Source organism: Streptomyces sp. NPDC042201, from assembly GCF_055582185.1.
Genome location: NZ_JBVJDS010000005.1, coordinates 125,609 through 149,706, shown reverse-complemented (window position 1 = coordinate 149,706; position 24,098 = coordinate 125,609). Strand labels below are relative to the sequence as shown.

The 24,098-nt window shown below is 72.1% G+C and carries 19 protein-coding genes; 10 read left to right on the top strand and 9 right to left on the bottom strand.

The genetic code is table 11. The features are described 5' to 3' along the window. Positions 1–6 precede the first annotated feature (6 nt). From ACZ6MZ_RS14315 to ACZ6MZ_RS14290, 6 genes are all read right to left on the bottom strand, one after another. Positions 7–1,146 carry an acyl-CoA dehydrogenase family protein gene (locus ACZ6MZ_RS14315; RefSeq protein ID WP_469351979.1) on the bottom strand — a complete coding sequence of 380 codons (1,140 nt, stop codon included), beginning with the start codon at positions 1,144–1,146 and terminating at the stop codon, positions 7–9. Next, a complete protein-coding gene (locus tag ACZ6MZ_RS14310; protein ID WP_469351977.1) occupies positions 1,143–3,104 on the bottom strand; it encodes an acetyl/propionyl/methylcrotonyl-CoA carboxylase subunit alpha in 1,962 nt (653 codons plus the stop codon). Before ACZ6MZ_RS14310 ends, ACZ6MZ_RS14315 begins: the two co-directional genes overlap by 4 nt. A gap of 9 nt (positions 3,105–3,113) precedes the next feature. Continuing rightward, positions 3,114–4,712, bottom strand: a complete 1,599-nt coding sequence (locus tag ACZ6MZ_RS14305; RefSeq protein ID WP_469351975.1) for an acyl-CoA carboxylase subunit beta — start codon at positions 4,710–4,712, stop codon at positions 3,114–3,116. Then, positions 4,709–6,529, bottom strand: coding sequence for an acyclic terpene utilization AtuA family protein (locus ACZ6MZ_RS14300; RefSeq protein ID WP_469351973.1), 1,821 nt, complete (start codon positions 6,527–6,529; stop codon positions 4,709–4,711). The genes ACZ6MZ_RS14305 and ACZ6MZ_RS14300 overlap by 4 nt, the downstream gene beginning before the upstream one ends. Continuing rightward, entirely contained in the window at positions 6,529–7,329 is an 801-nt protein-coding gene (locus ACZ6MZ_RS14295; protein WP_469351972.1) for a TIGR03084 family metal-binding protein, read from the bottom strand. The genes ACZ6MZ_RS14300 and ACZ6MZ_RS14295 overlap by 1 nt, the downstream gene beginning before the upstream one ends. A 134-nt stretch (positions 7,330–7,463) precedes the next feature. Continuing rightward, positions 7,464–8,420, bottom strand: coding sequence for an EamA family transporter (locus ACZ6MZ_RS14290; RefSeq protein WP_469351970.1), 957 nt, complete (start codon positions 8,418–8,420; stop codon positions 7,464–7,466). 148 nt (positions 8,421–8,568) lie between these two features. On the opposite strand from ACZ6MZ_RS14290, the gene ACZ6MZ_RS14285 reads away from it, so the two are divergent. Beyond that, positions 8,569–9,426, top strand: a complete 858-nt coding sequence (locus ACZ6MZ_RS14285; protein WP_389785094.1) for a LysR family transcriptional regulator — start codon at positions 8,569–8,571, stop codon at positions 9,424–9,426. A 21-nt stretch (positions 9,427–9,447) separates the two neighbouring features. Here the strand turns inward: ACZ6MZ_RS14285 and ACZ6MZ_RS14280 are convergent, their stop codons facing one another. Beyond that, on the bottom strand, positions 9,448–12,357 hold the full coding sequence (locus tag ACZ6MZ_RS14280) for an FAD-binding and (Fe-S)-binding domain-containing protein (protein ID WP_469351968.1): 2,910 nt from the start codon (positions 12,355–12,357) through the stop codon (positions 9,448–9,450). A 239-nt stretch (positions 12,358–12,596) separates the two neighbouring features. On the opposite strand from ACZ6MZ_RS14280, the gene ACZ6MZ_RS14275 reads away from it, so the two are divergent. From ACZ6MZ_RS14275 to serC, 7 genes are all read left to right on the top strand, one after another. Next, positions 12,597–14,066 carry a sensor histidine kinase gene (locus ACZ6MZ_RS14275; protein WP_469351967.1) on the top strand — a complete coding sequence of 490 codons (1,470 nt, stop codon included), beginning with the start codon at positions 12,597–12,599 and terminating at the stop codon, positions 14,064–14,066. Beyond that, entirely contained in the window at positions 14,063–14,545 is a 483-nt protein-coding gene (locus ACZ6MZ_RS14270) for a roadblock/LC7 domain-containing protein (protein WP_469351965.1), read from the top strand. The genes ACZ6MZ_RS14275 and ACZ6MZ_RS14270 overlap by 4 nt, the downstream gene beginning before the upstream one ends. Beyond that, on the top strand, positions 14,542–14,898 hold the full coding sequence (locus ACZ6MZ_RS14265; protein WP_384178835.1) for a DUF742 domain-containing protein: 357 nt from the start codon (positions 14,542–14,544) through the stop codon (positions 14,896–14,898). Before ACZ6MZ_RS14270 ends, ACZ6MZ_RS14265 begins: the two co-directional genes overlap by 4 nt. Next, positions 14,879–15,589, top strand: a complete 711-nt coding sequence (locus ACZ6MZ_RS14260; protein WP_469351963.1) for a GTP-binding protein — start codon at positions 14,879–14,881, stop codon at positions 15,587–15,589. The genes ACZ6MZ_RS14265 and ACZ6MZ_RS14260 overlap by 20 nt, the downstream gene beginning before the upstream one ends. A 32-nt stretch (positions 15,590–15,621) precedes the next feature. Then, positions 15,622–16,863, top strand: a complete 1,242-nt coding sequence (locus tag ACZ6MZ_RS14255) for a cytochrome P450 (protein ID WP_469352348.1) — start codon at positions 15,622–15,624, stop codon at positions 16,861–16,863. Further along, the gene (locus tag ACZ6MZ_RS14250; protein WP_469351962.1) at positions 16,860–18,146 is read left to right on the top strand and encodes a cytochrome P450 family protein; all 1,287 of its coding nucleotides are present in this window, start codon (positions 16,860–16,862) and stop codon (positions 18,144–18,146) included. The genes ACZ6MZ_RS14255 and ACZ6MZ_RS14250 overlap by 4 nt, the downstream gene beginning before the upstream one ends. An 83-nt stretch (positions 18,147–18,229) precedes the next feature. Then, a complete protein-coding gene (gene serC / locus ACZ6MZ_RS14245) occupies positions 18,230–19,348 on the top strand; it encodes a phosphoserine transaminase (protein WP_389785083.1) in 1,119 nt (372 codons plus the stop codon). Positions 19,349–19,503: 155 nt separating this feature from the next. On the opposite strand, the gene ACZ6MZ_RS14240 is transcribed toward serC, so the two are convergent. Together ACZ6MZ_RS14240 and ACZ6MZ_RS14235 are read right to left on the bottom strand one after the other, a co-directional pair. After that, complete coding sequence (locus ACZ6MZ_RS14240; protein WP_469351961.1) at positions 19,504–20,577, bottom strand: WD40 repeat domain-containing protein; 1,074 nt, start codon at positions 20,575–20,577, stop codon at positions 19,504–19,506. A gap of 85 nt (positions 20,578–20,662) precedes the next feature. Then, positions 20,663–21,223: a carboxymuconolactone decarboxylase family protein gene (locus ACZ6MZ_RS14235; RefSeq protein WP_469351959.1), complete on the bottom strand. Its 561-nt coding sequence runs from the start codon at positions 21,221–21,223 to the stop codon at positions 20,663–20,665. Positions 21,224–21,297: 74 nt separating this feature from the next. Here ACZ6MZ_RS14235 and ACZ6MZ_RS14230 point away from each other — a divergent pair, with 74 nt between their 5' ends. Beyond that, positions 21,298–21,792, top strand: a complete 495-nt coding sequence (locus ACZ6MZ_RS14230; RefSeq protein ID WP_469351957.1) for a MarR family winged helix-turn-helix transcriptional regulator — start codon at positions 21,298–21,300, stop codon at positions 21,790–21,792. A gap of 20 nt (positions 21,793–21,812) precedes the next feature. Further along, positions 21,813–22,343, top strand: a complete 531-nt coding sequence (locus tag ACZ6MZ_RS14225; protein ID WP_469351955.1) for a GNAT family N-acetyltransferase — start codon at positions 21,813–21,815, stop codon at positions 22,341–22,343. The last annotated feature ends 1,755 nt before the right edge of the window (positions 22,344–24,098 follow it).

Here is a 24,098-nt window from a genome sequence, read left to right as displayed (position 1 = left end):
CCTGTCTCAGTAGGACTTGGGGAGACCCAGGGACTGGTGGGATACGTAGTTCAGGATCATCTCCCTGCTGACCGGCGCGATCCGGGCCACGCGGGCGGCGGTGACGAGGGACGCGAGGCCGTACTCACGGGTGAGGCCGTTGCCGCCGAGGGTGTGTACGGACTGGTCAACGGCCTTCACACAGGCCTCGGCGGCGGCGTACTTGGCCATGTTGGCGGCCTCGCCGGCGCCGATGTCGTCTCCCGCGTCGTAGAGGTACGCGGCCTTCCGCATCATCAGCCGGGCCAGTTCGAGTTCGATGTGCGCCTGGGCGAGGGGGTGGGCGATGGCCTGGTGGGCGCCGATGGGCTCCTTCCACACCTGGCGGGTCTTGGCGTACTCGACGGCTTTGCCGAGGGCGTAGCGGCCCATGCCGAGCGCGAAGGCGGCGGTCATGATGCGTTCGGGGTTGAGGCCGGCGAAGAGCTGGAGCAGCCCGGCGTCCTCGTCGCCGATGAGGGCGTCGGCGGGCAGCCGTACGTCGTCGAGGACCAGCTCGAACTGCTTCTCGACGGCTTGGAGTTCCATGTCGATCTGCGAGCGCCGGAAGCCTTCGGCGTCGCGGGGGACGATGAAGAGGCAGGGCTTGAGCGTGCCGGTCCTCGCGTCCTCGGTACGGCTGACGACGAGGGTGGCGTCGGCGATGTCGACGCCGGACACGAACACCTTGCGGCCGTTGAGTATCCAGCCGCCCGCGTCCTTCCTGGCCGTGGTGGTGATCCGGTGGGAGTTGGATCCTGCGTCGGGTTCGGTGATGCCGAAGGCCATGGTGAGGGAGCCGTCGGAGAGGCCGGGCAGCCACTGCCGCTTCTGGGCGTCCGTACCGAACCGGGCGATCACCGTGCCGCAGATGGCGGGCGACACGATCATCAGCAGCAGCGGGCAGCCTTCCGCGCCCAGCTCTTCGAGTACGAGGGAGAGTTCGACCATGCCGCCGCCTCCGCCGCCGTACGCCTCGGGGAGGTTCACACCGAGGTAGCCGAGCGTGCCCGCCTCGCGCCAGAGGGTCTCCCGGTCGTAGCCGCGGCCGTGCCGGCGGCCGAGGGCGGCGACGGCGGCTCGCAGCGCCGTGTGCTCTTCGGTCTCGATGAGAAAGCTGCTGCTCATGAGGGCTGTTCCTCCGGTGCATCGGTGACGACGGCGGTGTCGGTGACGACGGCGAGCAGGGCGCCGACCTCGACCTGGCGGCCGGGGACGGCGTGGAGCGCGGTGAGGGTGCCGGAGGCGGGCGCGATGACGCGGTGTTCCATCTTCATGGCCTCCAGCCAGATGAGCGGCTGTCCCGCGGTGATCTCCGCGCCTTCGGCCAGTCCGTCCGCGATCCGTACGACGGTCCCGGGCATGGGCGCGAGCAGCGACCCGGGCTCGGTCCGCAGCCTCGGATCGGTGAACCGGGGCCGGGCGGTGAGGCGGTAGGAGCCGGCGGCGCTGTCGACATGGACCTCGTCGCCGTACGCGGTGATGTCGAAGTGCCGTACGACTCCGTCGACTTCGAGGCTGACGCGGTGCGGCGCGGTGGCGATGACGCGTACGCCGTCGGCCTCGACGTCGAATCCGTCCCGGGTGGCCCGGTAGCGGACCTCGTGCTCGCCGTACGTCCCGCTCTGCGTCCGCGCCCCCACATTGCGCCAGCCCCCGAGCCGCGCGGGCACCGTGTCCCGGGTGGCGCGGGCGGCCGCGGCGGCGAGCGCGGCGGCCAGGGCGGCGTGCTCCTCGCCGGGGGCGGGCGCGGTGAGGCCGTCGAGGTGCCGCTCGTAGAACCCGGTGTCGGCCCGCCCGCCGACGACGTCCGGATGGAGCAGCGACCGTACGAGCAGCTCCCGGTTGGTCACAGGACCGTGCACCCGGGCCCGCCGCAGGGCGTACCGGAGACCGCGCACGGCTTCGGCGCGGGTGGGGGCCCAGACGATGACCTTGGCGAGCATGGCGTCGTAGTGCACACCGATCGTGTCGCCGTGGGTGTACCCGGTGTCGACGCGCAGCCGGGGCGCGGCGGGACGGTCCGCGGGGGCGCCCGCCACCTCCAGCAGGTGCAGCGTGCCCGTCTGGGGTGCCCAGTTCCTGGCAGGGTCCTCCGCGTAGAGGCGGGCCTCCATCGCGTGGCCCCGCGCGGGCGGGGGCTCGGGCGGGAGTTCGGCGCCCTCCGCGATGCCGAGTTGCAGGGCGACCAGGTCCAGGCCGAACACCTCCTCCGTCACCGGGTGTTCGACCTGGAGGCGGGTGTTCATCTCCAGGAAGTACGCGCGGCCCTGCGGCGAGATCAGGAACTCGACCGTGCCCGCGCCCCGGTAGCCGACCGTGCGGGCCGCGGCCACCGCCGCCTCGCGCAGGGTGGCGCGCAGCCCGTCCGGGAGGCCAGGCGCCGGGGACTCCTCGATCACCTTCTGGTGGCGGCGTTGCAGCGAGCAGTCGCGGGTGCCCAGCGCCCACACCGTGCCGTGCGCGTCGGCGAGGATCTGCACCTCCACATGCCGGCCGCGCTCCACGTACGGCTCCGCGAAGACCTCCCCGTCCCCGAAGGCGGACCGCGCCTCGGCCGACGCCGCCTTCATCTCCTCGGCCAGTGAAGGGAGTTCACGGACGACCCGCATGCCCCGGCCGCCGCCCCCCGCCGCCGCCTTCAGCAGCAGCGGCAGGTCAAAGGCGGTGACGGAGGCCGGATCCACCGGCGCGAGCAGCGGCACCCCCGCCGCGCCCATCAGCTCCTTCGCGCGCGTCTTCGACGCCATCGCCTCGATCGCGCCCGGCGGCGGGCCGATCCACACCAGACCGGCGTCCAGCACCGCCCGCGCGAACTCCGCGTTCTCGGACAGGAATCCGTACCCGGGATGCACGGCGTCCGCGCCCGCCGCGAGCGCCGCCTTCACGATCAGGTCGCCGCGCAGATACGTGTCGGCGGGCGCGGCCCCCGGCAGCCGTACGGCGGTGTCCGCCTCCCGGACGTGCAGGGCGCCCGCGTCGGCGTCCGAGAACACCGCGACCGTCGCGATCCCCAGCTCACGGCAGGTACGGAAGACGCGGCAGGCGATTTCGCCGCGGTTCGCGACCAGCACACTCTCGATCATCTGGTGACCTCACATCCGGAAGACGCCGAAGCCGCCCCGCACACCCTCGACCGGGGCGGTGTGGAGGGCGGACAGGCACAGGCCGAGGACGGTGCGGGTGTCGCGCGGGTCGATGACCCCGTCGTCGTACAGCCGTCCTGACAGGAACATCGGCAGGGACTCGGACTCGATCTGCCGCTCCACCATCGCGCGCAGCGCCGCGTCCCCCTCGTCGTCGTACGGCTGTCCCTTCGCCGCCGCCGAGGCCCGCGCCACGATCGACAGAACGCCCGCGAGCTGCTGCGGCCCCATCACCGCGGACTTGGCGCTCGGCCAGGCGAAGAGGAAGCGCGGATCGTAGGCGCGGCCGCACATTCCGTAGTGCCCGGCGCCGTACGACGCGCCCATCAGCACCGACAGATGCGGGACCGTGGAGTTCGACACGGCGTTGATCATCATCGCGCCGTGCTTGATGATGCCGCCCTGCTCGTACTCCTTGCCGACCATGTAGCCGGTGGTGTTGTGCAGGAAGAGCAGCGGGATGTCGCGCTGGTTGGCGAGCTGGATGAACTGCGCGGCCTTCTGCGACTCGGCGGAGAACAGCACGCCCTGCGCGTTGGCCAGCACCCCCACCGGATATCCGTGCAGCTCCGCCCAGCCGGTCACCAGGCTCGGCCCGTACAGCGGTTTGAACTCGTCGAAGTCCGAGCCGTCCACGATCCTGGCGATGACCTCGCGCGGGTCGAAGGGGAACTTCAGATCGCCGGGGACGATGCCGAGAAGCTCCTCCTCGTCGTACGCGGGCGGCTCGGCCGGGCCGGGATCGGCGTGCGCCTTGCGCCAGTTGAGGCGGGCGACGATCCGCCGCGCCTGCCGGATCGCGTCCTGCTCGTCCACCGCGAAGTGGTCCGCGAGACCCGACGTACGGGCGTGCATCGCGGCGCCGCCGAGGGACTCGTCGTCGCTCTCCTCGCCGGTGGCCATCTTCACCAGCGGCGGTCCGCCGAGAAAGACCTTCGACCTGTCCTTGATCATGACGGTGTGGTCGGACATGCCGGGGACGTACGCCCCGCCCGCCGTGGAGTTGCCGAAGACCACCGCGACGGTCGGGATACCGGCGGCGGAGAGCCGGGTGAGGTCGCGGAACAGGGCCCCGCCGGGGATGAAGATCTCCTTCTGGGAGGGGAGGTCGGCGCCGCCCGACTCGACGAGGCTGATGCACGGAAGGCGGTTGGCGTACGCGATCTCGTTGGCGCGCAGGGCCTTCCTCAGGGTCCACGGATTGCTGGCACCGCCGCGCACGGTCGGGTCGTTCGCGGTGATCAGGCACTCGACGCCCTCGACCACCCCGATGCCGGTGACCATGGACGCGCCGACGGGGTAGTCACTGCCCCAGGCGGCGAGCGGGGACAGTTCAAGGAACGGGGTGTCGGGGTCGAGGAGCAGCTCGATCCGTTCGCGGGCGAGGAGCTTGCCACGCGCGCGGTGACGGGCGACGTACTTCTCACCGCCGCCGGCCAGGGCCTTCGCGTGTTCGGTGTCGAGCAGCGCGAGCTTGGCGAGCATGGTCGCGCGGTGCGAGGCGTAGTCGGGGGACGTGATGTCGAGGGCCGAGGGGAGCACGGTCACAGCAGGACCTCCGGGGACAGCGGTACCTCGGCGGACAGCGGTACCTCGGGCAGCAGCGGTACCTCGGCGGACAGCAGCACCTCGGGCGGCAGCAGTGCCTCGGGGATGTCGGCGTACCGGGACCGCAGCCACTCGCCGAGCGCCTTGGCCTGCGGGTCGAACCGCGCCTGGGCTGCGACGCCTTCGCCGAGGAGCCCTTCGACGGTGAAGTTGAGGGCGCGGAGATGGGGCAGGGTGTGCCGGACGACGGTCAGGTCCCGGCTCTCGGGGATCAGCTGCCGGAATCTCTCGGCCGTCAGCTCATGGACCAGCCACCGCCAGGCGTCCTCGCTCCTCGTCCACACGCCGACGTTCGCATCGCCGCCCTTGTCGCCGCTGCGGGCGCCCGCGATCAGTCCGAGGGGCGCGGAGCGGGTGGGCAGACCGGCGGGCAGCGGCTCGGGGAGCCCGTCCACCGGCTCCGGGACAGGCTCAAGCACCTTCGTACGTACGGGGGACGGCACCGCCACCCGCTCGCCGTCCGGCAGCACCGCCGTGTGCGCGACCCGCGCCGCGTCGACGTACGCCGCCTCGAAGACCCCGTACGGCGTGCCCTTCCCCGGCGGGGCCGTCACATGGAAGCCCGGGTAACTGCCGAGCGCCAGCTCGATCGCCGCCCCGCTGACCGCCCGCCCCACCGCCCGCGGATCGCTGTCGCGCACCACGAGCCGCAGCAGGGCGCTCGCGGTCTCCTCGGTGTCCGCGTCGGTCCTGTCCGTACGGGCCAGCTCCCAGCGGACCTCCGCCGGGCGGCGTTCGCCGAGCGCGTCCTCCACCTGCGCGCGCACCAGCCGGGCCTTGGCGTCGATGTCGAGGCCGGTGAGGACGAAGACGACCTCGTTGCGCAGGCCGCCGATCCGGTTCAGCCCGACCTTCAGCGTGGGGGGCGGCGCCTCGCCCCGTACGCCGGAGATCCTGACCCGGTCGGGTCCTTCCTGGGCCAGCCGTACGGTGTCGAGGCGAGCGGTCACGTCCGGTCCCGCGTACCGGGCGCCCCCGGTCTCGTACAGCAGCTGGGCGGTGACGGTGCCAAGGTCGACCACCCCGCCCGTGCCCTCGTGCTTGGTGATGACCGCGGAACCGTCGGCGTGGATCTCGGCGAGGGGGAAGCCGGGACGGCGCACGTCGTGCGCACGGAAGAAGGAGTAGTTCCCGCCGGTCGCCTGGGTGCCGCACTCCAGCACATGCCCGGCGACGACCGCGCCCGCGAGCGCGTCGAGGTCGTCCGGGCCCCAGCCGAAGCGGGCAGCGGCCGGGCCGGTCACGAGCGCCGCGTCGGTGACGCGTCCGGTGACCACGACATCGGCGCCGGCGCGCAGGCAGGCGGCGATCCCGGCGCCGCCGAGGTAGGCGTTGGCGGTGAGGACGCCGTCGCCCCACCCGCCGTGCGCCGACAGGTCTCCGCGTGCCAGCAGGTCGTCGCCCTCGACATGGGCGACCCGTACCGGCACGCCCACCCGCTCGGCCAGCTCGCGCACGGCGGCGGCGAGTCCGGCCGGGTTCAGTCCGCCCGCGTTGGCGACGATCTTCACGCCCCGGTCGTGGGCGAGGCCGAGCCCCTCCTCCAGCTGACGCAGGAACGTCTTCGCGTAGCCGGCGCCCGGGTCCTTCAGCCGGTCCCTGCCGAGGATGAGCATGGTCAACTCGGCGAGATAGTCCCCAGTGAGGACATCGAGCGGGCCGCCGGTGAGCATCTCGCGCAGCGCGTCGAAGCGGTCGCCGTAGAATCCGGAGGCGTTCCCGATCCGCAGCACGTCGGCCGACGTATCGACGGCCATCAGGCCCCCTCGGCACGACCGGCGGGCGCGCGGCCCGCGCCAGCCGGTCCCGCGAAAGCCTGCGCGATGTCCAGCCAGTGATCGGCCGCCGCGCCCTCCGCCTGTACGGCGAGATCCGCGCGATGCGCCCGCTGTGTCACCAGCAGACAGAAGTCGAGCGCGGGCCCGGTGACGCGCTGGGTCGCGCCCTCGGGGCCGTACGTCCACAACTCCCCCGCTGGACCGGTCAGTTCGACGCGGAACAGGTCGGTCGGCGGCTCCTCGCCCCGGACGACGTAGGCGTAGTCACGGGCCCGTACGCCGATCCACGCGACATGCCGCAGCCGCGCGGTCGGCTCGCGCGGGACGCCGAGCGCGTCGGCGACGTCCTGGCCGTGCGCCCAGGTCTCCATCAACCGCGCCGTCGCCATCGAGGCGGCGCTCATCGGCGGCCCGTACCAAGGGAAACGCGCGCCGGGCGGTGCGGCCCGCAGCGCCTCCTGGAGCCGCGCGCGGCCGTCGCGCCAGCGGGCGAGCAGGTCGGCGGGCGGGAGTACGGCGCCGGCCGCCGCCCCCTCGTCGACGAAGGAATCAGCGGCCGCGAGAGCCTTCCGCGCGTCCGCCGCGAATGCGCCCGGGTCGGTGACAGCGGCCAGGGCGGCCGCGTCGGTCCAGGTCAGATGAGCGATCTGATGGGCCACGGACCAGCCGGGGGCCGGCGTCGCGAGGGCCCAGCGGCCGGGGCCGAGCGGGCCCACCAGCCGGTCGAGTTCCTCGCTCTCGCTGCGCAGATCGTCGAGCACTGCGGCAGAGTCGGACACGGGTGCGCTCCCCTCGGGACACGGCGGTGTGCGTGCCCCGGAGCATGGCAGCGCCGGGAGAAACAATCAAGCATGCTTGCTTTGGACCGTGCGACGGGGCGTTCCGGCGACGGAGCCGTCCGGCGACGGGGGCCCTACTCCTTCTCGGCCCGCCGCCCCACCTGGGTCCGTACCGCGCCCATGCTCGCCACGATGACCAGCGCGATGGCCAGCGCGTCGGTGGCCGAGAGCGCCTGGTCCAGCAGGAGGAATCCGGCGGTCGCCGCGATGGCCGGTTCCAGACTCATCAGCACGGCGAAGGTCGGGGCGGGCAGCCGCCGCAGGGCGAGGAGTTCGAGGGTGTACGGGAGTACGGAGGACATCAGCGCCACCGCCAGAGCCAGCCCCAGCGTCGACGGCACCAGCAGCTTCGACCCCGACTCCAGGATCCCCAGCGGCAGGGCCAGCAGCGCGCCGACCGCCATCGCCAGCGCCAGCCCGTCGGCCTGCGGGAAGCGCCGGCCGGTGCCCGCGCTGAAGACGATGTACGCCGCCCACATGGCGCCCGCCCCGAGCGCGAACGCCGCGCCCACCGGGTCGAGACGGTCGAAGCCGCCGCCGCTGAGGAGGAGCACACCGCCGAGCGCGAGAACGGCCCACAGGACGTTGATCAGCCGCCGGGAGACGATCACGGAGAGCGTGAGCGGGCCGAGGACTTCGAGGGTGACGGCCACGCCCAGCGGGATGCGGTCGACCGCCTGGTAGAAGAGGCCGTTCATGGCGGCGAGGGCGACACCGAAGGCGACCACCGTCCCCCAGTCGGCGCGCGAGTAGCCGCGCAGGGTGGGGCGGCAGACGGCGAGCAGGACGATCGCGGCGAGCCCGAGCCGCAGCGAGACGACGCCGACGGCGCCGGTGCGCGGCATCAGCAGGACGGCGATGGCGGCGCCGAACTGTACGGAGAGCCCGCCGGCGACGACGAGGGCGACGGGGCCGAGGGTGCGCTTGGAGGCGGCGGGCCGGCCGCCCTCCGCGACCCCGGCGGCCTCCGGCAGCGAGACAGCGGCCGCGGCGGTGGTGGCCGCAGCGGTGGTAGTACGCGGCTCTTCCACCGGAAACCTCTCCTAGTTCACTTCACTGGACTGGAGGTCCAACATACTGCACCTCAACCGCCGGCATCCGCCGACATCCACCGTCACGCTACGACTCCGGCGCTCACCCTGTGAAATGCCGATTGGGCTGCCGTTATGCTCCACGCGCATGAGCATCGAGCTGCGCCACCTCCGCTGCTTCCTCGCCATCGCCGAGGAGTCGAGCGTGACCAGGGCGGCGACCCGGCTGCATCTCACCCAGCCGGCCGTCTCCCGCGCCCTCGCCACGCTGGAGAAACATCTCGGCGTGCGGCTGGCGGAACGCTCCACCCACCATCTCGCCCTGACCGCAGAGGGCCGCGCCTTCCGCGACAAGGCGGCCGTGGCGGTCGCCGCGTTCGACGACGCCCTCGACGCGGGGCGGCTGCGCCGCCGGCCGCTGCGGCTCGGGCACCCGTGGTCGGCTTTCGGCCCGTACACTACGCCGCTGCTGCGGCGCTGGCATCAGGAATATCCGGAGACCCCGCTGGAGCTGCTCAGGATCGACGACCGTACGGCGGGGCTGACCAGGGGCGAGGTCGACGCGGCGCTGCTGCGCGGGCCGGTGGGGACGCCGGGGCTGGTCAAGGAGCTGCTGTTCACGGAGTCCCGCATCGCGGCGGTCCCGGCCGACGGGCCGCTGGCCGCGCGTACGTCACTGACGCTGGCGGACCTGGCGTCCGAAGTGGTGATCGTGAACACCGTCTCGGGCACGACGACCCCGGCCCTGTGGCCGCCGCAGGCCGGCCCGGCGATCACGCTGACGGTCGCCAACACGGACGACTGGCTGGCGGCCATCGCCGCGGCGCGGGGCATCGGCGTCACCGGCACCTCGACGGCGGCCATGCACCCCCACCCGGGCGTCGCCTACCGCCCGTTGCCCGACGCCCCGCCCCTCCATGTCTTCCTGGCCTGGCGCGAAGGCACCACCCACCCGGCGATCCCCCAACTGGCGGCCCTGGCCCACGAGTTGGCGTCGGGAGCCTGAGGCCGCGGCCGTACAGCCACCTCACAGTCCCTCCGCCAGCACCTCCGCCAGGTGCCGGGCCCGGTAGCCGCCCAGCTGGTCGAGTTGGGTACGGCAGGAGAAGCCGTCCGCCAGGACCTCCGGGCCCTGCGATCCCTTCGCCTTCGCCGCCTCCGCCGCTCGTACCGACGGCAGCAGTTGGTCCTCCGCGCAGGCAACCGACACCTCGTAGTGGCCGCGTTCGAAGCCGAAGTTGCCCGCCAGGCCGCAGCAGCCGCCGCTCAAATCCCCCGTCAGGCCCGCGCGTTCACGCAGCCGGCGGTCCGCGTCGTCGCCCAGGACCGCGTGCTGGTGGCAGTGCGTCTGACCGGCCACCGCGCGGTCGAGGCGGGGCGGCCGCCAGTCGGGGGCGCACTCCTCCAGCGCCTGGGCGAAGGTACGGACCGACGCCGCGAGCCGCGCCGCGCGCGGGTCGTCGGCGAGCAGTTCCGGCAGGTCCGTGGTCAGCGCCGCCGCGCAGCTCGGTTCCAGGACGACGACCGGCAGGCCCAGGTCCAGCAGCGGTTCCATCCGGTCCAGGGTGCGGCGCATGACCGTACGGGCCCGGTCCAGCTGGCCCGTCGAGACATAGGTCAGCCCGCAGCACACCCGGCCGCCCTGCGGCGACACGATGCCGATGCCGGCCGCCTCCATCACCCGTACCGCCGCCTGTCCGACCGACGGCGAGAGATGCTCCGTGAAGGTGTCCGGCCACAGGACCGCCGTACGGCCCTGCGGGAAGACACCTGTCCTGTCTCCCATATGCCGGCGCAGCCACCGCCCGAACGTCTCCGGGGCCAGCCGCGGGATCGCCCGCTCCGGAGCGATGCCCCCCAGCCGCTTCGCGACCGCCGCCAGCGGCCGCACCCGCGCGGCCGCGTTCAGCACCCGGGCGAACGGCGCCGCCGCCCGTAGCCACAGCGGCAGCCAGCCCATCGCGTAGTGCTCCGCCGGCCGCAGCCGCCCCGCGTAGTGGTGGTGCAGGAACTCCGCCTTGTACGTGGCCATGTCCACGCCCACCGGGCAGTCGCTGCGGCAGCCCTTGCAGGACAGGCACAGGTCCAGCGCGTCCCGTACCTCCGTCGAGCGCCAGCCGTCCGTCACGATCTCACCCGCGAGCATTTCGTGCAGCAGCCGCGCGCGCCCGCGCGTGGAGTGCTGTTCCTCGCCCGTCGCGCGGAACGACGGGCACATCACACCCGCCCCCGTACTCGGCCCGGCCACCCGGCACTTGGCGACGCCGACACACCGGCGTACGGCCCCGGCGAAGTCCCCGCCCTGCGGACCGTCGTGCGGATAGCTGAACGCGACATCGACGGGCTCGCGCGGCAGTACGGCGAAGCGCAGGTCCGCGTCGAGCCGGGCGGGACGGGCCAGGACGCCCGGATTCATGCCGCCCGCCGGATCCCACACGTCCTTGAACCGGCCGAAGAGGCCGACCAGTTCCGCTCCGTACATCTTCGGCAGCAGTTCCGCGCGCGCCAGTCCGTCGCCGTGCTCCCCGGACAGCGAGCCGCCGTGCGCGACCACGAGCCCTGCCACGTCCTCCGAGAAGCGCCGGAAGCGCCGTACGCCGTCCTCGCTCAGCAGGTCGAAGTCGATACGGACATGGATGCAGCCGTCCCCGAAGTGACCGTACGGCGTGCCACGCAGACCGTGCTCGGCCAGCAGGGCGCGGAAATCGCGCAGATACGCCCCGAGCCGGGCGGGCGGCACCGCGCAGTCCTCCCAGCCGGGCCAGGCCTCGCTGCCGTCGGGCATCCGGGTGGCGGTGCCCGACGCGTCCTCCCGTACCCGCCACAGCGCCCGCTGCCCGGCCGGATCGTCCACCACCGTCCCGTCCAGCGCGTCGGCCGCGCGGAGCATCGCCGACGCGGCGGCCCGTGCCTCCGCGGGCGTCGCGCCGCCGGTCTCCACGAAGAGCCAGGCCCCGCCGCGCGGCAGGTCGTGGCCGCTCCGTACGAGATCCTCGGCCATGCCCTCGACGGTCAGCGGACCGTACGGGAGCAGCCCGGACGCGGCTTCGGCGGCCGCGCTCTCGTCCGGATACCCCAGGACCGCGAGGGCGCGGGCCGCGGGCGCCTCGACGAGCCGTACGGACGCTTCCGTGACGACCCCGAGCGTGCCCTCGCTGCCGCAGAAGGCGCGGGCCAGATCGACGCCCGCCTCGGGGAGCAGCGCGTCCAGCGCGTATCCGGAGATCCGCCGTGGCAGTCCCTGGGGGAAGCCCGTGCGCAGCAGCGCGAGATGGCTGTCGACCAGCGCGCGCAGTCCGGCGGGGGCGCCGTCCCAGCCCTGGCCGAGGCGCAGCGTGTCACCGCCGTACGTGGTGACGGACAGCCCGCGGACGTTGTCGGCCGTCGTTCCCCAGGCCACCGAGTGGGATCCGCACGAGTTGTTGCCGATCATTCCGCCGATCGTGCAGCGGTTGTGCGTGGACGGATCGGGCCCGAAGGTCAGGCCGTACGGCCGCACGGTGTCGCGCAGGTCGTCCATGATGACGCCGGGCTGTACGACCGCCGTACGCGCCTCGGGGTCGACCGACACGATCGACCGCAGATGGCGGGTGAGGTCGAGCACCACGCCCACGCCCGTGGCCTGCCCGGCGATCGAGGTCCCGGCGCCGCGTGGCACCACTGGCACCCCGTGCCGTCGGCACACCTCCAGCGCCGCCGCCACGTCCGCCGCGTCACGCGGCGTGACGACGCCCACCGGCACCCGCCGGTAGTTGGACGCGTCCATCGTCATCAGCGCCCGCGCCGCCGCGCCGAAGTCGACCTCACCGCGCACGGCTGCCTTCAGCTCGCGCGCCAGTGCCGTCGACGCCGCCGCCGTGGCCGCTTTCGTCGCCGCTGCCGCCTCTGTCGCAGCTGCCGCTTCTGTCGTTTTCCGCTGCTCCGCCTGCTCAGCCATAAGCCCAGGATGCCTCTGTTATCACCTCAGCCCCAGCTTTTCCCTACCTGCCACACCAGCAGCACACAAGAAATCAAACAGGAATCTCCCAAACTGATCGTCAATTCTCCTATAGTGACCACCGTTTGAGCATGATTCAACAGATGGATGCCTCGCGGCATCTGCTCGAAGCGGCCCCACCCGTGTCCCGCCCTGCCCCACCCCTCCAGCCCCTTCCCCCGTCTACGAGGTAGCCGACTTTGCGCCCCCCACTCCGGCCGACCGCACCGGCCCTGCTGATATCGGCTGCCGTCAGCGCCCTTCTCTGTGTGTGGGCGGTGTCCGTGGCACCCGCTTCGGTACAGACCCCGCTGGCCTGGGGCGCGGGCGCGGCCGCCGTGGCACTGACCGCGGCCGTCACCTTCGCCGCCCACGCCGTGGCGACCGGCCGGCAGCTCCGTGAGCGGAACGCGGCTCTCTCCGCGCACGCGGACCAGCTCGCCGCCGACGCCCAGCAGGCCGCGGAAGACGTCCGGCGCACCGTCACGGAGGCACGGCGTGCCGCCGAGGAGGCCGCCCGCAGCGAGAACAACCGCGCGGCCGCCGTCTCCGCCTGCGCCAACGCCGCAGGACGCATGCAGGCCCTCGCGACGAGCATGCTCGCCGACCTCCGCGAGATGGAGCACCGGCACACGGACGAGGACGTACTCGGCGATCTGCTGCACCTGGACCACCGCACCGCCCAGGCGGGCCGTCTCGCCGACTCCATCGCCGTACTGACCGGCGCGCGCTCCGGCCGGCGCTGGGCGAAGCCGATCGTGATGGAGTCGATCCTGCGCGGCGCGATGGGCCGGATCAGCGGATATCAGCGAGTGCGACTCCATTCGACGAGTGAAGCGGCCATCGCGGGGCATGCGGCCGAGGGTGTTATGCACGCTCTCGCGGAGCTCCTCGACAATGCGGCGAACTTCTCGCCGCCGACCGCCGAAGTCCATGTGTACGTGGAGGAGGTCCCGGCCGGGATCGTCATCACGGTCGAGGACAGCGGGCTGGTGATGAGCGATGTCCAACTGCGCCGCGCCGAGCGGGCCGTCACGACGGAACAGTCGGACCTCAGCGGTCTGTCCGGCACCCGGCTCGGTCTCGCGGTGGTCGGCAAGCTGGCCCGCAAGCACGGGCTGACGGTCTCCTTCCGGCCGTCCGCGCGGGGTGGCACGGGTGCGCTGGTGCTGCTGCCGCACGAGCTGATCGCGCGGCTGCGTACAGAGGTCCCGGGGCAGCCGCCCGTACAGGCCGCCCCCGCGCCCGAACCCGAATCCGACGCCGTACCCGACGCCGCCCCCACCGGCGAACCGGCTGCGGAAACCCCGGCCGACAGCACCCCGGAGCCGGCCGCCGAATCGGCCGCCGAGCCGACACCCGCACCCGCGGCCACCCCCGAGCCGACGTCCCCCGAGCTGGGTGCGAGCGGCCTGCCCAAGCGCCGCCGTGGCCGTACCCTCGCCGCCACCCTGCGCCGTACCGGCGGTGAAGGCTCCCAGTCACGTCACAGCGCGGCCGCCGCACCCACCGCCGATGCCCCCTCCGCCGACACCTCCGCGCCCGCCACCGAGTCCACGGCCCCGCCCGCCACCTCGCAGGCGGCCCGGTTCAGCAGCTTCCTGAAGGCTGTACGCGCCACCCCACCGCGCCCGGCGCACTCCACGCACCCGGAAGGCAACCCCCGATGACCGGCACCTCCACCGACGAGAAGCTCAACTGGCTGCTGGAGAACCTGCTCCAGCGCACGCCCGGCGCGCGCCATGCGCTGGTCCTGTCCCGGGACGGCCTCAGGCTGTGCCGTACCCCCGAGCTCTCCGTCGACCAGGCCGACCAGCTCGCCGCCATCGCGGCCGGCATCCAGAGCCTGTCGCACGGCGCGTCCGTCGAGTTCGGCAACGGCGCCGGCGGCGTGCGGTCCGCCATGACCGAGTTCTACGGCGGCGTCCTGCTGATCGTGGAGGCCGGGGACGGCGCCCATCTCGCCGTCGTCGCCGCCGAGGACGCCGATGTCGGCCTGGTCGGGCACAACATGAGCGAACTCGTCGAACAGCTCGGGGAACACCTCAGCTCGCCCCCGCGCGATTCCACCGACGGAAGCAGCACCGCCCACAGCAGCACCGCCCAAGGCAGCACCACCGGCCCGGGGCAAGGCGGCGTACGGGTATGAGCCGGCCCGGCCGGGACGACTCACCCGACCGGCTGTACACCCTCACCGGAGGGCGCAGCCGGTCCGACACGGGCAGGTTCGACCTGGTGACGCTCGTGGTCGCGGAGTGTGACCCGACCCCCGGCATGCAGTCGGAGCATGCCGCGATCCTGCGCATGTGCCATCGTCCGACGGCCGTCGTGGAGATCGCCGCCGAACTCCGGCTGCCCGGCATCATCGTGCGGATCATGCTCGCCGACCTGCTCGACACCGGCCGGATCAGCGCCCGCCATCCCCGTACGGCCCGGGCAGCCGACCGACTTCCCGATCCCCACATCCTGGAGCAGGTGCTCGTTGGACTCCGCAACCTTTGAACGGACCACCGGCCCGGCCTCGGCCCGGCCGTCGCTGGCCAGTACCGCCGACAACGGTCTGAAGATCGTCATCGTTGGCGGCTTCGGTGTCGGCAAGACCACCATGGTCCGTTCCGTCAGTGAGATCCGTCCCCTGAACACCGAGGAGACGATGACCCGCGCGAGCGAGGGCATCGACGTACTCGCCGATCTCGAAGGGCTCCGCAGAAAGACCTCCACCACCGTCGCCTTCGACTTCGGCCGTATCTCCCTCGACGCGCGCTCGGTGCTCTACCTCTTCGGGGCGCCTGGGCAGGAACGTTTCTGGTTTCTGTGGGAGCGCCTCTTCTCCGGAACGCTCGGCGCGGTCGTGCTGGTCGACACCCGCCGTCTCTCCGACTCCTGGTACGCGATCGACCGCCTGGAGCACCACGGCACGCCGTTCATCGTGGCGTGCAACGACTTCGGCGGGCCCGTCCACACGGAGGAGCAGATACGGGAGGCGCTCGACCTGGCACCCGATGTGCCGCTGGTGGAGTGCGACGCGCGGGACCGCTCGTCCAGCAAGTACGTACTGATCACGCTGGTCGACTACCTCTACCGGCTGTCCGCGAAGAGAGAGGCCGACATGGCGGCGGACACCACCCCGGCCGCGTCCCCGTCCCCGGTGCCGGCCACGGCCTCGGCCCCGACCCCGGAGACCGCACCGTGACGACCCCGACCACCCCGACCACCCCGTCCGGCCTGTCGGGCTGCCCCGCCCACGGGGGCCCCGCGCCTGTCCCCCTCAGCGGCCCCCTCTTCCAGGCCGAACCCGCCCGGCTCTACCGGGAGATGAGGCGCGACCACGGCTCCGTCGCCCCGGTCGTCCTCACCGGCGACGTCCCGGCCTGGCTGGTCCTCGGCTACCGCGAGCTGCACCAGGTCACCGGCGACCCGGTGCTCTTCAGCCGCGACTCCGACCTGTGGAACCAGTGGGACAGCATCCCCGCGGACTGGCCGCTGCTGCCGATGATCGGCCGTAAGCAGCCGTCGATCCTCTACACGGTCGGCGAGCGGCACCGGCGGCGCGCCGCGATGATCAGCGATGTGCTGGAGGCGGTCGACCCGTTCGCGCTCAAGAGGTACGCGGAGCAGTACGCCGACGAGCTGATCGACGGCTTCTGCACCGAGGGCGGTACGGAGATCATCTCCCGGTACGCGTCGTTCCTGCCGGTCCGCGTCCTGCTGAAGATCTACGGCTTCCAGGACGACCGGGGCCCCGGCCTGGTCACCGCGCTCAAGAACATGATCGACGGCCGCGAGAACGCTCAGGCGGCCCAGCGCCTGCTCACCCGGTCCGTGGCGGAGCTGCTCGTCGAGAAGCGTGAGACGCCGGGACCGGACGTCGCCTCCCGGCTGGTGCGCGGCGCGAGCGGCTTCACGGACGAGGAGATCGCCGAGGACCTGCGGGTGATGCTGGTCGTCGGCCACCAGCCGACCGCCGACTGGATCGGCAACTCGCTGCGGCTGATGCTCACGGACGACCGGTTCGCCGCGTCCCTCTCCGGCGGCCGCCACAGCGTCGCGGAGGCCATGAACGAGGTCCTCTGGGAGGACACCCCCACCCAGAACGTCGCCGGCCGCTGGGCCGCGCGCGACACCCGCCTCGGCGACCGCCGGATCCGGGCCGGCGACCTGCTCCTGCTCGGCCTCGCCGCCGCCAACCACGACCCGCAGATCCGCACCGACGGCTCCGCGTTCACCGGCGGCAACAGCGCCTTCTTCTCCTTCGGCCACGGCGAGCACCGCTGCCCGTTCCCGGCACAGGAGATCGCCGAGGTCGTCGCCCGTACGGCTATCGAGGTGCTGCTCGACCGGCTCCCCGACATCGACCTCGCGGTCCCGGCCGACACGCTCACCCGGCGGCCGTCCCCGTGGCTGCGGGGCCTCTCGGAACTGCCGGTGAGCTTCACTCCCACCTCTGCCGTCGGAGGCACGACATGACCTGTCCCCACGCGAACCGGCCGGTGGAAGCTACGGGCGCCGCCGCCGACCCGGGCGGCGTCATCGTCCTCGACCCGTTCGTCACCGACCTGGACGGCGAGAGCGCCACGCTGCGCGCGGCGGGTCCGCTCGCGCGCGTCGAGCTGCCGGGCGGGGTGGCCTGCTACGCGATCACCCACCACGCCGAGGCCCGTCAGCTCCTCACCGACGCCCGGCTGGTGAAGGACATCACGGTCTGGGGCGCCTGGCAGCGCGGCGAGATCCCGCTCGACTGGCCGCTGATCGGGCTGGCCAACCCCGGCCGTTCCATGCTGACCGTGGACGGCGCGGATCACCGGCGGCTGCGCACCCTGGTCGCGCAGGCCCTGACCGTACGGAGGGTGGAGCGGCTGCGGGCGCGTATCGAGGAGCTGACGGCGGATCTGCTGGACCGGCTGGCCGCACGTGAGCTCACCGACCCGGCTGATCGGGCCGAACCGGTCGATCTGAAGAAGGAGTTCGCCTACCCGCTGCCGATGAGCGTGGTCAGGGAGCTGATGGGGGTGGATCCGGCCGATCTCCCCCGGCTGAAGGGGCTCTACGACAAGTTCTTCTCGACGCAGACACCGCGCGAAGAGGTCCCGCAGGTCATAGCGGACCTCGCCGTCCTGTTCACCAGGACCCTCGAATCGAAGCGCGCGAACCCGGGCGACGACCTGACCAGCGCGCTGATCGCGGCGTCGGAGAACGGCGACCGCCTCACGGACGAGGAGATCGTCAACACCCTCCGGCTGATGATGACGGCAGGGCACGAGACGACGATCGGCCTGATCGTCAACGCCGTGGTGGCCCTGAGCACCCATCCCGAGCAGCGCGCGCTGGTGCTGTCGGGCGAGGTGCCGTGGGAGAACGTGATCGAGGAGACGCTGCGCTGGTCGACGCCGACCTCGCACGTCCTGTTCCGGTTCGCCACGGAGGACATCGAGGTCGGTGACGCCGTACTCCCTCAGGGTGAAGCTCTGATCGTGTCCTTCGGCGCGATCGGCCGCGACGAGCGGCAGTACGGCCCGACGGCCGGCGATTTCGACATCACCCGCACCCCGAACCGTCATATCTCCTTCGGGCACGGCCCGCACGTCTGCCCGGGTGCGGCGCTGGCCCGGCTGGAGGCCGGGGTGGCGCTGCCGGCCCTGTTCGCGCGCTTCCCCGATCTGGACCTGGCGGTTCCGGCGTCGGAGCTGCGCAACAAGCCGGTGGTGACGCAGAACGACCTGTTCGACCTGCCGGTCCGGCTCGGCCGCTGACCGGACACCACGGAGCGCAGTGGGTGTCTCACCCGACGGACACGGTTCTCGACGGTGCGGCGGGAGGACTACGCTCCTTCTTCGTGGCCGATATCGAGATTCCCGCTGACATCAAGCCCGCCGACGGCCGTTTCGGCGCAGGTCCCTCCAAGGTGCGGACGGAGGCGGTGGACGCGCTCGCCGCCACCGGTACGTCGCTCCTGGGTACGTCCCACCGCCAGGCCCCGGTCAAGAACCTGGTCGGTGCGGTGCGCGACGGAGTACGGAGCCTTTTCGAGCTTCCCGAGGGCTACGAGGTGATCCTCGGCAACGGCGGCTCCACCGCCTTCTGGGACATCGCGACGCACGGACTGATCGAGAACAAGTCGCAGCACCTCTCCTTCGGTGAGTTCTCCTCCAAGTTCGCGAAGGCAGCGAAGCTCGCGCCGTGGCTGGCCGACCCGACCGTCATCGCCGCCGACCCCGGCTCCCACCCGGACCCGGAGGCCGAGGAAGGCATCGACGTCTACGCCTTCACCCACAACGAGACCTCCACCGGTGTCGCGGCCCCGATCAAGCGGGTCGCGGGCGCCGACGAGGGTTCGCTCGTCCTGGTCGACGCGACCTCGGGCGCCGGTGGCCTGCCGGTCGACATCACCGAGACGGACGTCTACTACTTCGCCCCGCAGAAGTCCTTCGCGGCCGACGGCGGACTGTGGATCGGCGTCTTCTCGCCGGCCGCGCTGGAGCGCGCCGCGCGTGTCCACGGGTCGGGGCGCCATGTCCCGGAGTTCTTCTCGCTGCCGACGGCGATCGACAACTCCCTGAAGAACCAGACGTACAACACCCCGGCGCTGGCCACGCTCTTCCTGCTCAACGAGCAGCTGAACTGGCTCAACTCCCAGGGCGGTCTGGACTGGGCGGTGCGCCGTACGGCCACCTCCTCGCGCACGCTGTACGGATGGGCCGAGGCGTCCAAGTACGCGACGCCGTTCGTGGTCGACCCGGCGAAGCGCTCGCAGGTCATCGGCACGATCGACTTCGCGGACGAGATCGACGCGACGGCCGTCGCCAAGGCGCTGCGCGCCAACGGCATCGTCGACACGGAGCCGTACCGCAAGCTGGGCCGCAACCAGCTGCGCGTGGCGATGTTCCCGGCGATCGACCCGTCGGACGTCACGGCGCTGACGGCTTGCATCGACTACGTGATCGAGCGCCTCTGACGCCGGTGCCTGATCAGGCGCTTGTTCCTGATCTGGCAGCTTGTTCCTGATCTGGCGCTTGTTCCTGATCTGGCAGCTTCAGGTTGACGCTTCCGGGCCCTGGCGCACACCGCGCCGGGGCCCGCTGCGTTGGCCTCGGGCCCGTCGCGTTGGCCTCAGTCCTTCCGGCGCAGTCGCTTGACGCCGAAGACGAGCGCGGCCACGCCCGCGAGGACGACCGCCCCCAGCGTGGCGTTCCCCTGCGGGCCGCCGCCGTCGCTGCTGCTGCCGCTGCCACCGGACGAGGAACTGCCGTTCCCGGAGGGCGAGTTACCGCCGGAGTCCTTGTCCAGGTCCACCCGTACCACCCCGCTCTCCTTGCCCTCGGAGCCGAACATCAGCGCCTTGCCGTCCGCCGTGTACGTCACCGACTCGGCCTGCCCCTGGAACGGTGCGCGCACCGCGTGGTCCGCGCCCAGCCGGCCGTCCTTCCACACATAGGCGCGGGCGCTGAAGTAGGAGCGCAGCACCAGCTCCTTGCCGTCCGGCGAGAACGCCCCGTCCGTCACCCACGGCACCTCGCCGATCCGCCGGAAGACATTCGTGCCGGACGACGTGAGCGTGGCCGGACCCTCGTACAGCCCGCCGCCGCCCTCGACCTTCGAGGCGATGTAGACCCGCCCGGTCGTGGGGTGGACCATCAGCGCCTCGGCGTTACGCGGCCCGTCCGCGTACTGCACCGTGAACTGTGTCGCGCGTACGGTCGCGTCCTTGAGCTGCTCGGGCTCGGGGAAACGGTAGATCCACACATGGTCCCAGCTACCACCCAGGTTGTCGCCGATGTCGCCGACATACACATTGCCGTCGGAACCCACGGAGATGCCCTCCACATCCCTGGGTTCACCTATCCCCCGCAGGGAGATCGTCGCGACCGTCTTGCCGGTCCTGGAGTCCACGGCGTAGACGTACGGTCCGTCGTCGCTGTCGTTGTGCGTCCAGTAGATGCCGGGGTGGGCGCGGCTGGCGGCCAGCCCGCTCGACTCGGTGATCCGCGGATCCTTGATCGTGAAGCTCCGGTCGGGTGAACCGTCGTCGGCGGCCACGGAGGCGGCCGGGGCCGGGGCCGCGCCCGCGGTCGCCGGGGCGGCCGAGGCCAGCAGCCCGGCGGCGGCAAGGGCAACAGCGGCGGTGGCGGCAGCGGCGACGGAACCGGAAAGACGCAGGCCGGGGTGGGGCGGAAGCGAACGCATGCCCCCAGCCTGCCACCCCATCACCCCCACGGCCCGTGGGTCCGGTCCACCGGGCGTACCGGGCGCCCGGCAGGCCGGCACGCGGTCAGCCGGCGGGGGCCGCCGCTCGGGCGATCTGGGGGTCGACCGGGGCCCGGGTGAGCCGGTTGGCGAGGGTCGACAGCGTGTACGTAGCGATGCCGAGGACGACTTCCAGGGCGTTCCGCTCCGTATAGCCGTGGGCCAGGAAGGCGCCGAGCGTCCGGTCGTCGACACCACCGGCGGTGGCGAGCACGGCGAGGGTGAACTGCCGTACGGCTTCGAGCCGTTCGTCCGCCAACGGCCGCTGTTCGCGCAGGGCGGCGATCAGCTCCTCGTTGGCGCCGAGGGCCACGAGTTTCCCCGTATGCATGGCAACACAGAGGTGGCATTCGTTGCGCACGACGACGACCATGACGATCACTTCACGCGCCACCGGATCGAGCGTGGTGGCCTCGAACAGGCCGGTGAGCTTCTGAAAGCCGTCGAGCAGCTGCGGCGAGGCGGCAAGGCGCGCGACGGCGGACGGCAGATATCCCAGGTGGCGGGTGGTGGCCTCCATGGCGCGGCGGGAGTCGGCGGGGGCGGAGTCCAGGGTGTGGTCGGGAAAGGGGGAAGACGGAGCCATGCGAGTCGCTCTCCTCGCTACGATGGACAACATGGTTGACGATAAAAAGGTAAACCAGGTTGTCGAGTTCTGCAATGGCTGAGCCGCTGAGGACCGGCGAAGACCGGGACGCGCCCGGTTACGAGCTGCCCCTGCTCCTCTTCGCCGGATTCCGGTCCCTCATCGACCAGTTGCACGCCGAACTGGCCCGCCAGGGGCACCCGGACGTCCGCCCGGCGCATGGCTTCGCCCTGCAGGCCATCGGGCTCGAAGGCGCCACGGCCGTCACCATCGGCCGCCGCCTGGGCGTCTCCAAACAGGCCGCCGGCAAGACGGTCGACCGCCTGGAGTCCCTCGGCTACGCGGCACGCACCGACGACCCCACCGACGCCCGCCGCAAACTGGTCCGGCTCACCCCACGAGGACTCGACGCCCTCGCCCGCTCGGCCGCGATCTTCGACCGGCTGCGCGGCGAGTGGGCCACGGCGCTCGGCGCGGACCGTCTGCGGGCCATGGAGTCCGACCTGCGCGCGGTCACCCCACCGGACTCCTTCGGCCTGGACGCGGCCGGCTGGCTGGCCAGCCCATGACACACGCGACCCCCGTCCACGTGGCCGCCACGGCATCCGCCCCCGCCCTGCTCCTGCGCCCCTGGGAGGAACGGGACATCGCGCCGCTGATCGAGGTCTACCGCGACCCCGCGATACGCCGGTGGACACGCATCCCGGTGGCGAACCACGAGGACGCCGTCCGATGGCTTGAGCTCCAGTCCCAGGGCTGGGCCACCGGCGACCGGCTGAGCTTCGCCGTCCTTGAGCAGAACCGGCTGGTGGCCAACGTAGTCATCAAGCGAAACGCCCCCACCGACCCCACCGACCCGAGCGCCGATGTCGGCTACTGGACCGCAGCCACCGCCCGAGGCCGCGGCATCGCCCCACGCGCCCTGGAAGCACTCACCGCGTGGGCCTTCAGCACCTTCAACGACGCCGACCTCGACCACCTGCGCCTGCTGCACCAGATCGACAACCCCGCCTCCTGCCGAGTCGCCGAAAAGACCGGCTACACCTACAGGGAAACCCTCCTGCCCTACCCCCCGTTCCCCAAGCCCGGCCACCTCCACACCAGAGGCCGCGGGGGCTGACGCCGGATGGCGTGGGCCTCGGGTCGGTGGGTGGTCCGCGCGGCAGTGGAATGGGGCGGCCCGGCACCGGCTCAGCGACTGACGGCGGTGGGGGCTGGGGCACAAGCAGGTGTCTGAGCTGGGATTGCCGTCTGCGAGTCAGAACCGAGGGGTACCCAGGGCGGGCCGGGCCGTGTGGCGTCGGGTGGGGCCGCCCCTTTCTGTGTGAGTGTCGCGGCTCCGGGCCGGGCATCAAGGGCGCTCCTCCGTCGCGTCGCTGCGCGATGGGCTTCGCCCACCCTTGACCCCCGTCCCTCCACCGCAAGTGAAGGCAGTGGGGGGCGGCCGGGGGGAGGGTTCCCCGGGGGGCTTGGTTCTGGGCCCGGGCGCTTTGCCGTCCTGGGGTCGGTGGGTGGTGGGCGCGGGAGTGGAATGGGGCGGCCCGGCACCGGCTCAGCGACTGACGGCGGTGGGGGCTGGGGCACAAGCTGGTGTCTGAGCTGGGGTTGTCGTCTGCGAGTCAGAACCGAGGGGTACCCAGGGCGGGCCGGGTCGTGTGGCGTCGGGTGGGGCCGCCCCTTTCTGTGTGAGTGTCGCGGCTCCGGGCCGGGCGTCAAGGGCGCTCCTTCGTCGCGTCGGCTACGCCGATTCCGCTCCGCTCCACCCTTGACTCCCGTCCCTCCACCGCAAGTGAAGGCAGTGGGGGGCGGCCGGGGGGAGAGTTCCCCGGGACGGCTCGCAATTGGCCGAGGCGCATTGCCGACCTCGGGCCGGTGGGTGGATTACGCGACAGTGGAATGGGGCGGCCCGGCACCGGCTCAGCGGCAAACCCTTATCAGCTGTCAGAGGCACAAGCAGGTGTCTGAGCTGGGTGGGTGGCGGGGTGGGTGTGACGCATGGGACGGAAGTGGGCCGGTAGAGGGCTCGCATGTGCCGGGGGACTCGCTTAACGCACTCTCTGACGCATAGCCGATCAGTGAGGGGCGCGAAAGGCGGGGCAAATAGGGATATACGGGGCATCATGTAGACCCGTCGCTCTCACCCCCGCCTGCGCGCCCGCCACCTCCCGGCCCGGCGGGCGAGAACGAGCCGCATGCACAGTGAGAATCCAACCGGGGCCGCGAGCCTCCTCCAGCCACCCGATATACCCTATATGTCTAGCTATTTGGGGCCTCAGGAGGGCTGTCATAGGTCAGGGGTTGCGTTAAGCGGATCCTCGGGCACAAACGGGGCCTCTACCGACCCACTTCCGCCTCCCAGGTCACACCCACCCCACCACCCACCCAGCTCAGACACCAGCTTGCGCCTCGGCCATGGACGGTGGTCAGTCGCTAAGCCCCGCCGGGCCGCCCCATTCCACTGCCGCGCAGGCCACCCACCGAGCCGAGGTCGGCAAAGGACATCCGCCGCAATCCTGGCTTCCCGGGAACCCTCCCCCGGCCGCCCCCCTCAAAGAGTCACTTGCGGTGGAGGGACGGGGGTCAAGGGTGGGCGAAGCCCATCGCGCAGCGACGCGACGAAGGAGCGCCCTTGACGCCCGGCCCGGAGCCGCGACACTCAAACAGAAAGGGGCGGCCCCACCCGACACCACACAACCCGACCCACCCCGAATACCCCTCGGCCCTGACCCGCAGACGACAACCCCAGCTCAGACACCAGCTTGTGCCCCAGCCCCCACCGCCGTCAGTCGCTGAGCCGGTGCCGGGCCGCCCCATTCCACTGCCGCGCAATCCGCCCACCGACCCCAGGACGGCAAAGGACAACCGCCGCGATCAT

What these genes read in the sequence shown, in the direction of transcription:
- ACZ6MZ_RS14315 (WP_469351979.1), bottom strand. Translation starts at nt 1,146, where the DNA reads ATGAGCAGCAGCTTTCTCATCGAGACCGAAGAGCACACGGCGCTGCGA.
- ACZ6MZ_RS14310 (WP_469351977.1), bottom strand. Translation starts at nt 3,104, where the DNA reads ATGATCGAGAGTGTGCTGGTCGCGAACCGCGGCGAAATCGCCTGCCGC.
- ACZ6MZ_RS14300 (WP_469351973.1), bottom strand. Translation starts at nt 6,529, where the DNA reads ATGGCCGTCGATACGTCGGCCGACGTGCTGCGGATCGGGAACGCCTCC.
- ACZ6MZ_RS14285 (WP_389785094.1), top strand. Translation starts at nt 8,569, where the DNA reads ATGAGCATCGAGCTGCGCCACCTCCGCTGCTTCCTCGCCATCGCCGAG.
- ACZ6MZ_RS14280 (WP_469351968.1), bottom strand. Translation starts at nt 12,357, where the DNA reads ATGGCTGAGCAGGCGGAGCAGCGGAAAACGACAGAAGCGGCAGCTGCG.
- ACZ6MZ_RS14270 (WP_469351965.1), top strand. Translation starts at nt 14,063, where the DNA reads ATGACCGGCACCTCCACCGACGAGAAGCTCAACTGGCTGCTGGAGAAC.
- ACZ6MZ_RS14265 (WP_384178835.1), top strand. Translation starts at nt 14,542, where the DNA reads ATGAGCCGGCCCGGCCGGGACGACTCACCCGACCGGCTGTACACCCTC.
- ACZ6MZ_RS14250 (WP_469351962.1), top strand. Translation starts at nt 16,860, where the DNA reads ATGACCTGTCCCCACGCGAACCGGCCGGTGGAAGCTACGGGCGCCGCC.
- ACZ6MZ_RS14240 (WP_469351961.1), bottom strand. Translation starts at nt 20,577, where the DNA reads ATGCGTTCGCTTCCGCCCCACCCCGGCCTGCGTCTTTCCGGTTCCGTC.
- ACZ6MZ_RS14235 (WP_469351959.1), bottom strand. Translation starts at nt 21,223, where the DNA reads ATGGCTCCGTCTTCCCCCTTTCCCGACCACACCCTGGACTCCGCCCCC.
- ACZ6MZ_RS14230 (WP_469351957.1), top strand. Translation starts at nt 21,298, where the DNA reads ATGGCTGAGCCGCTGAGGACCGGCGAAGACCGGGACGCGCCCGGTTAC.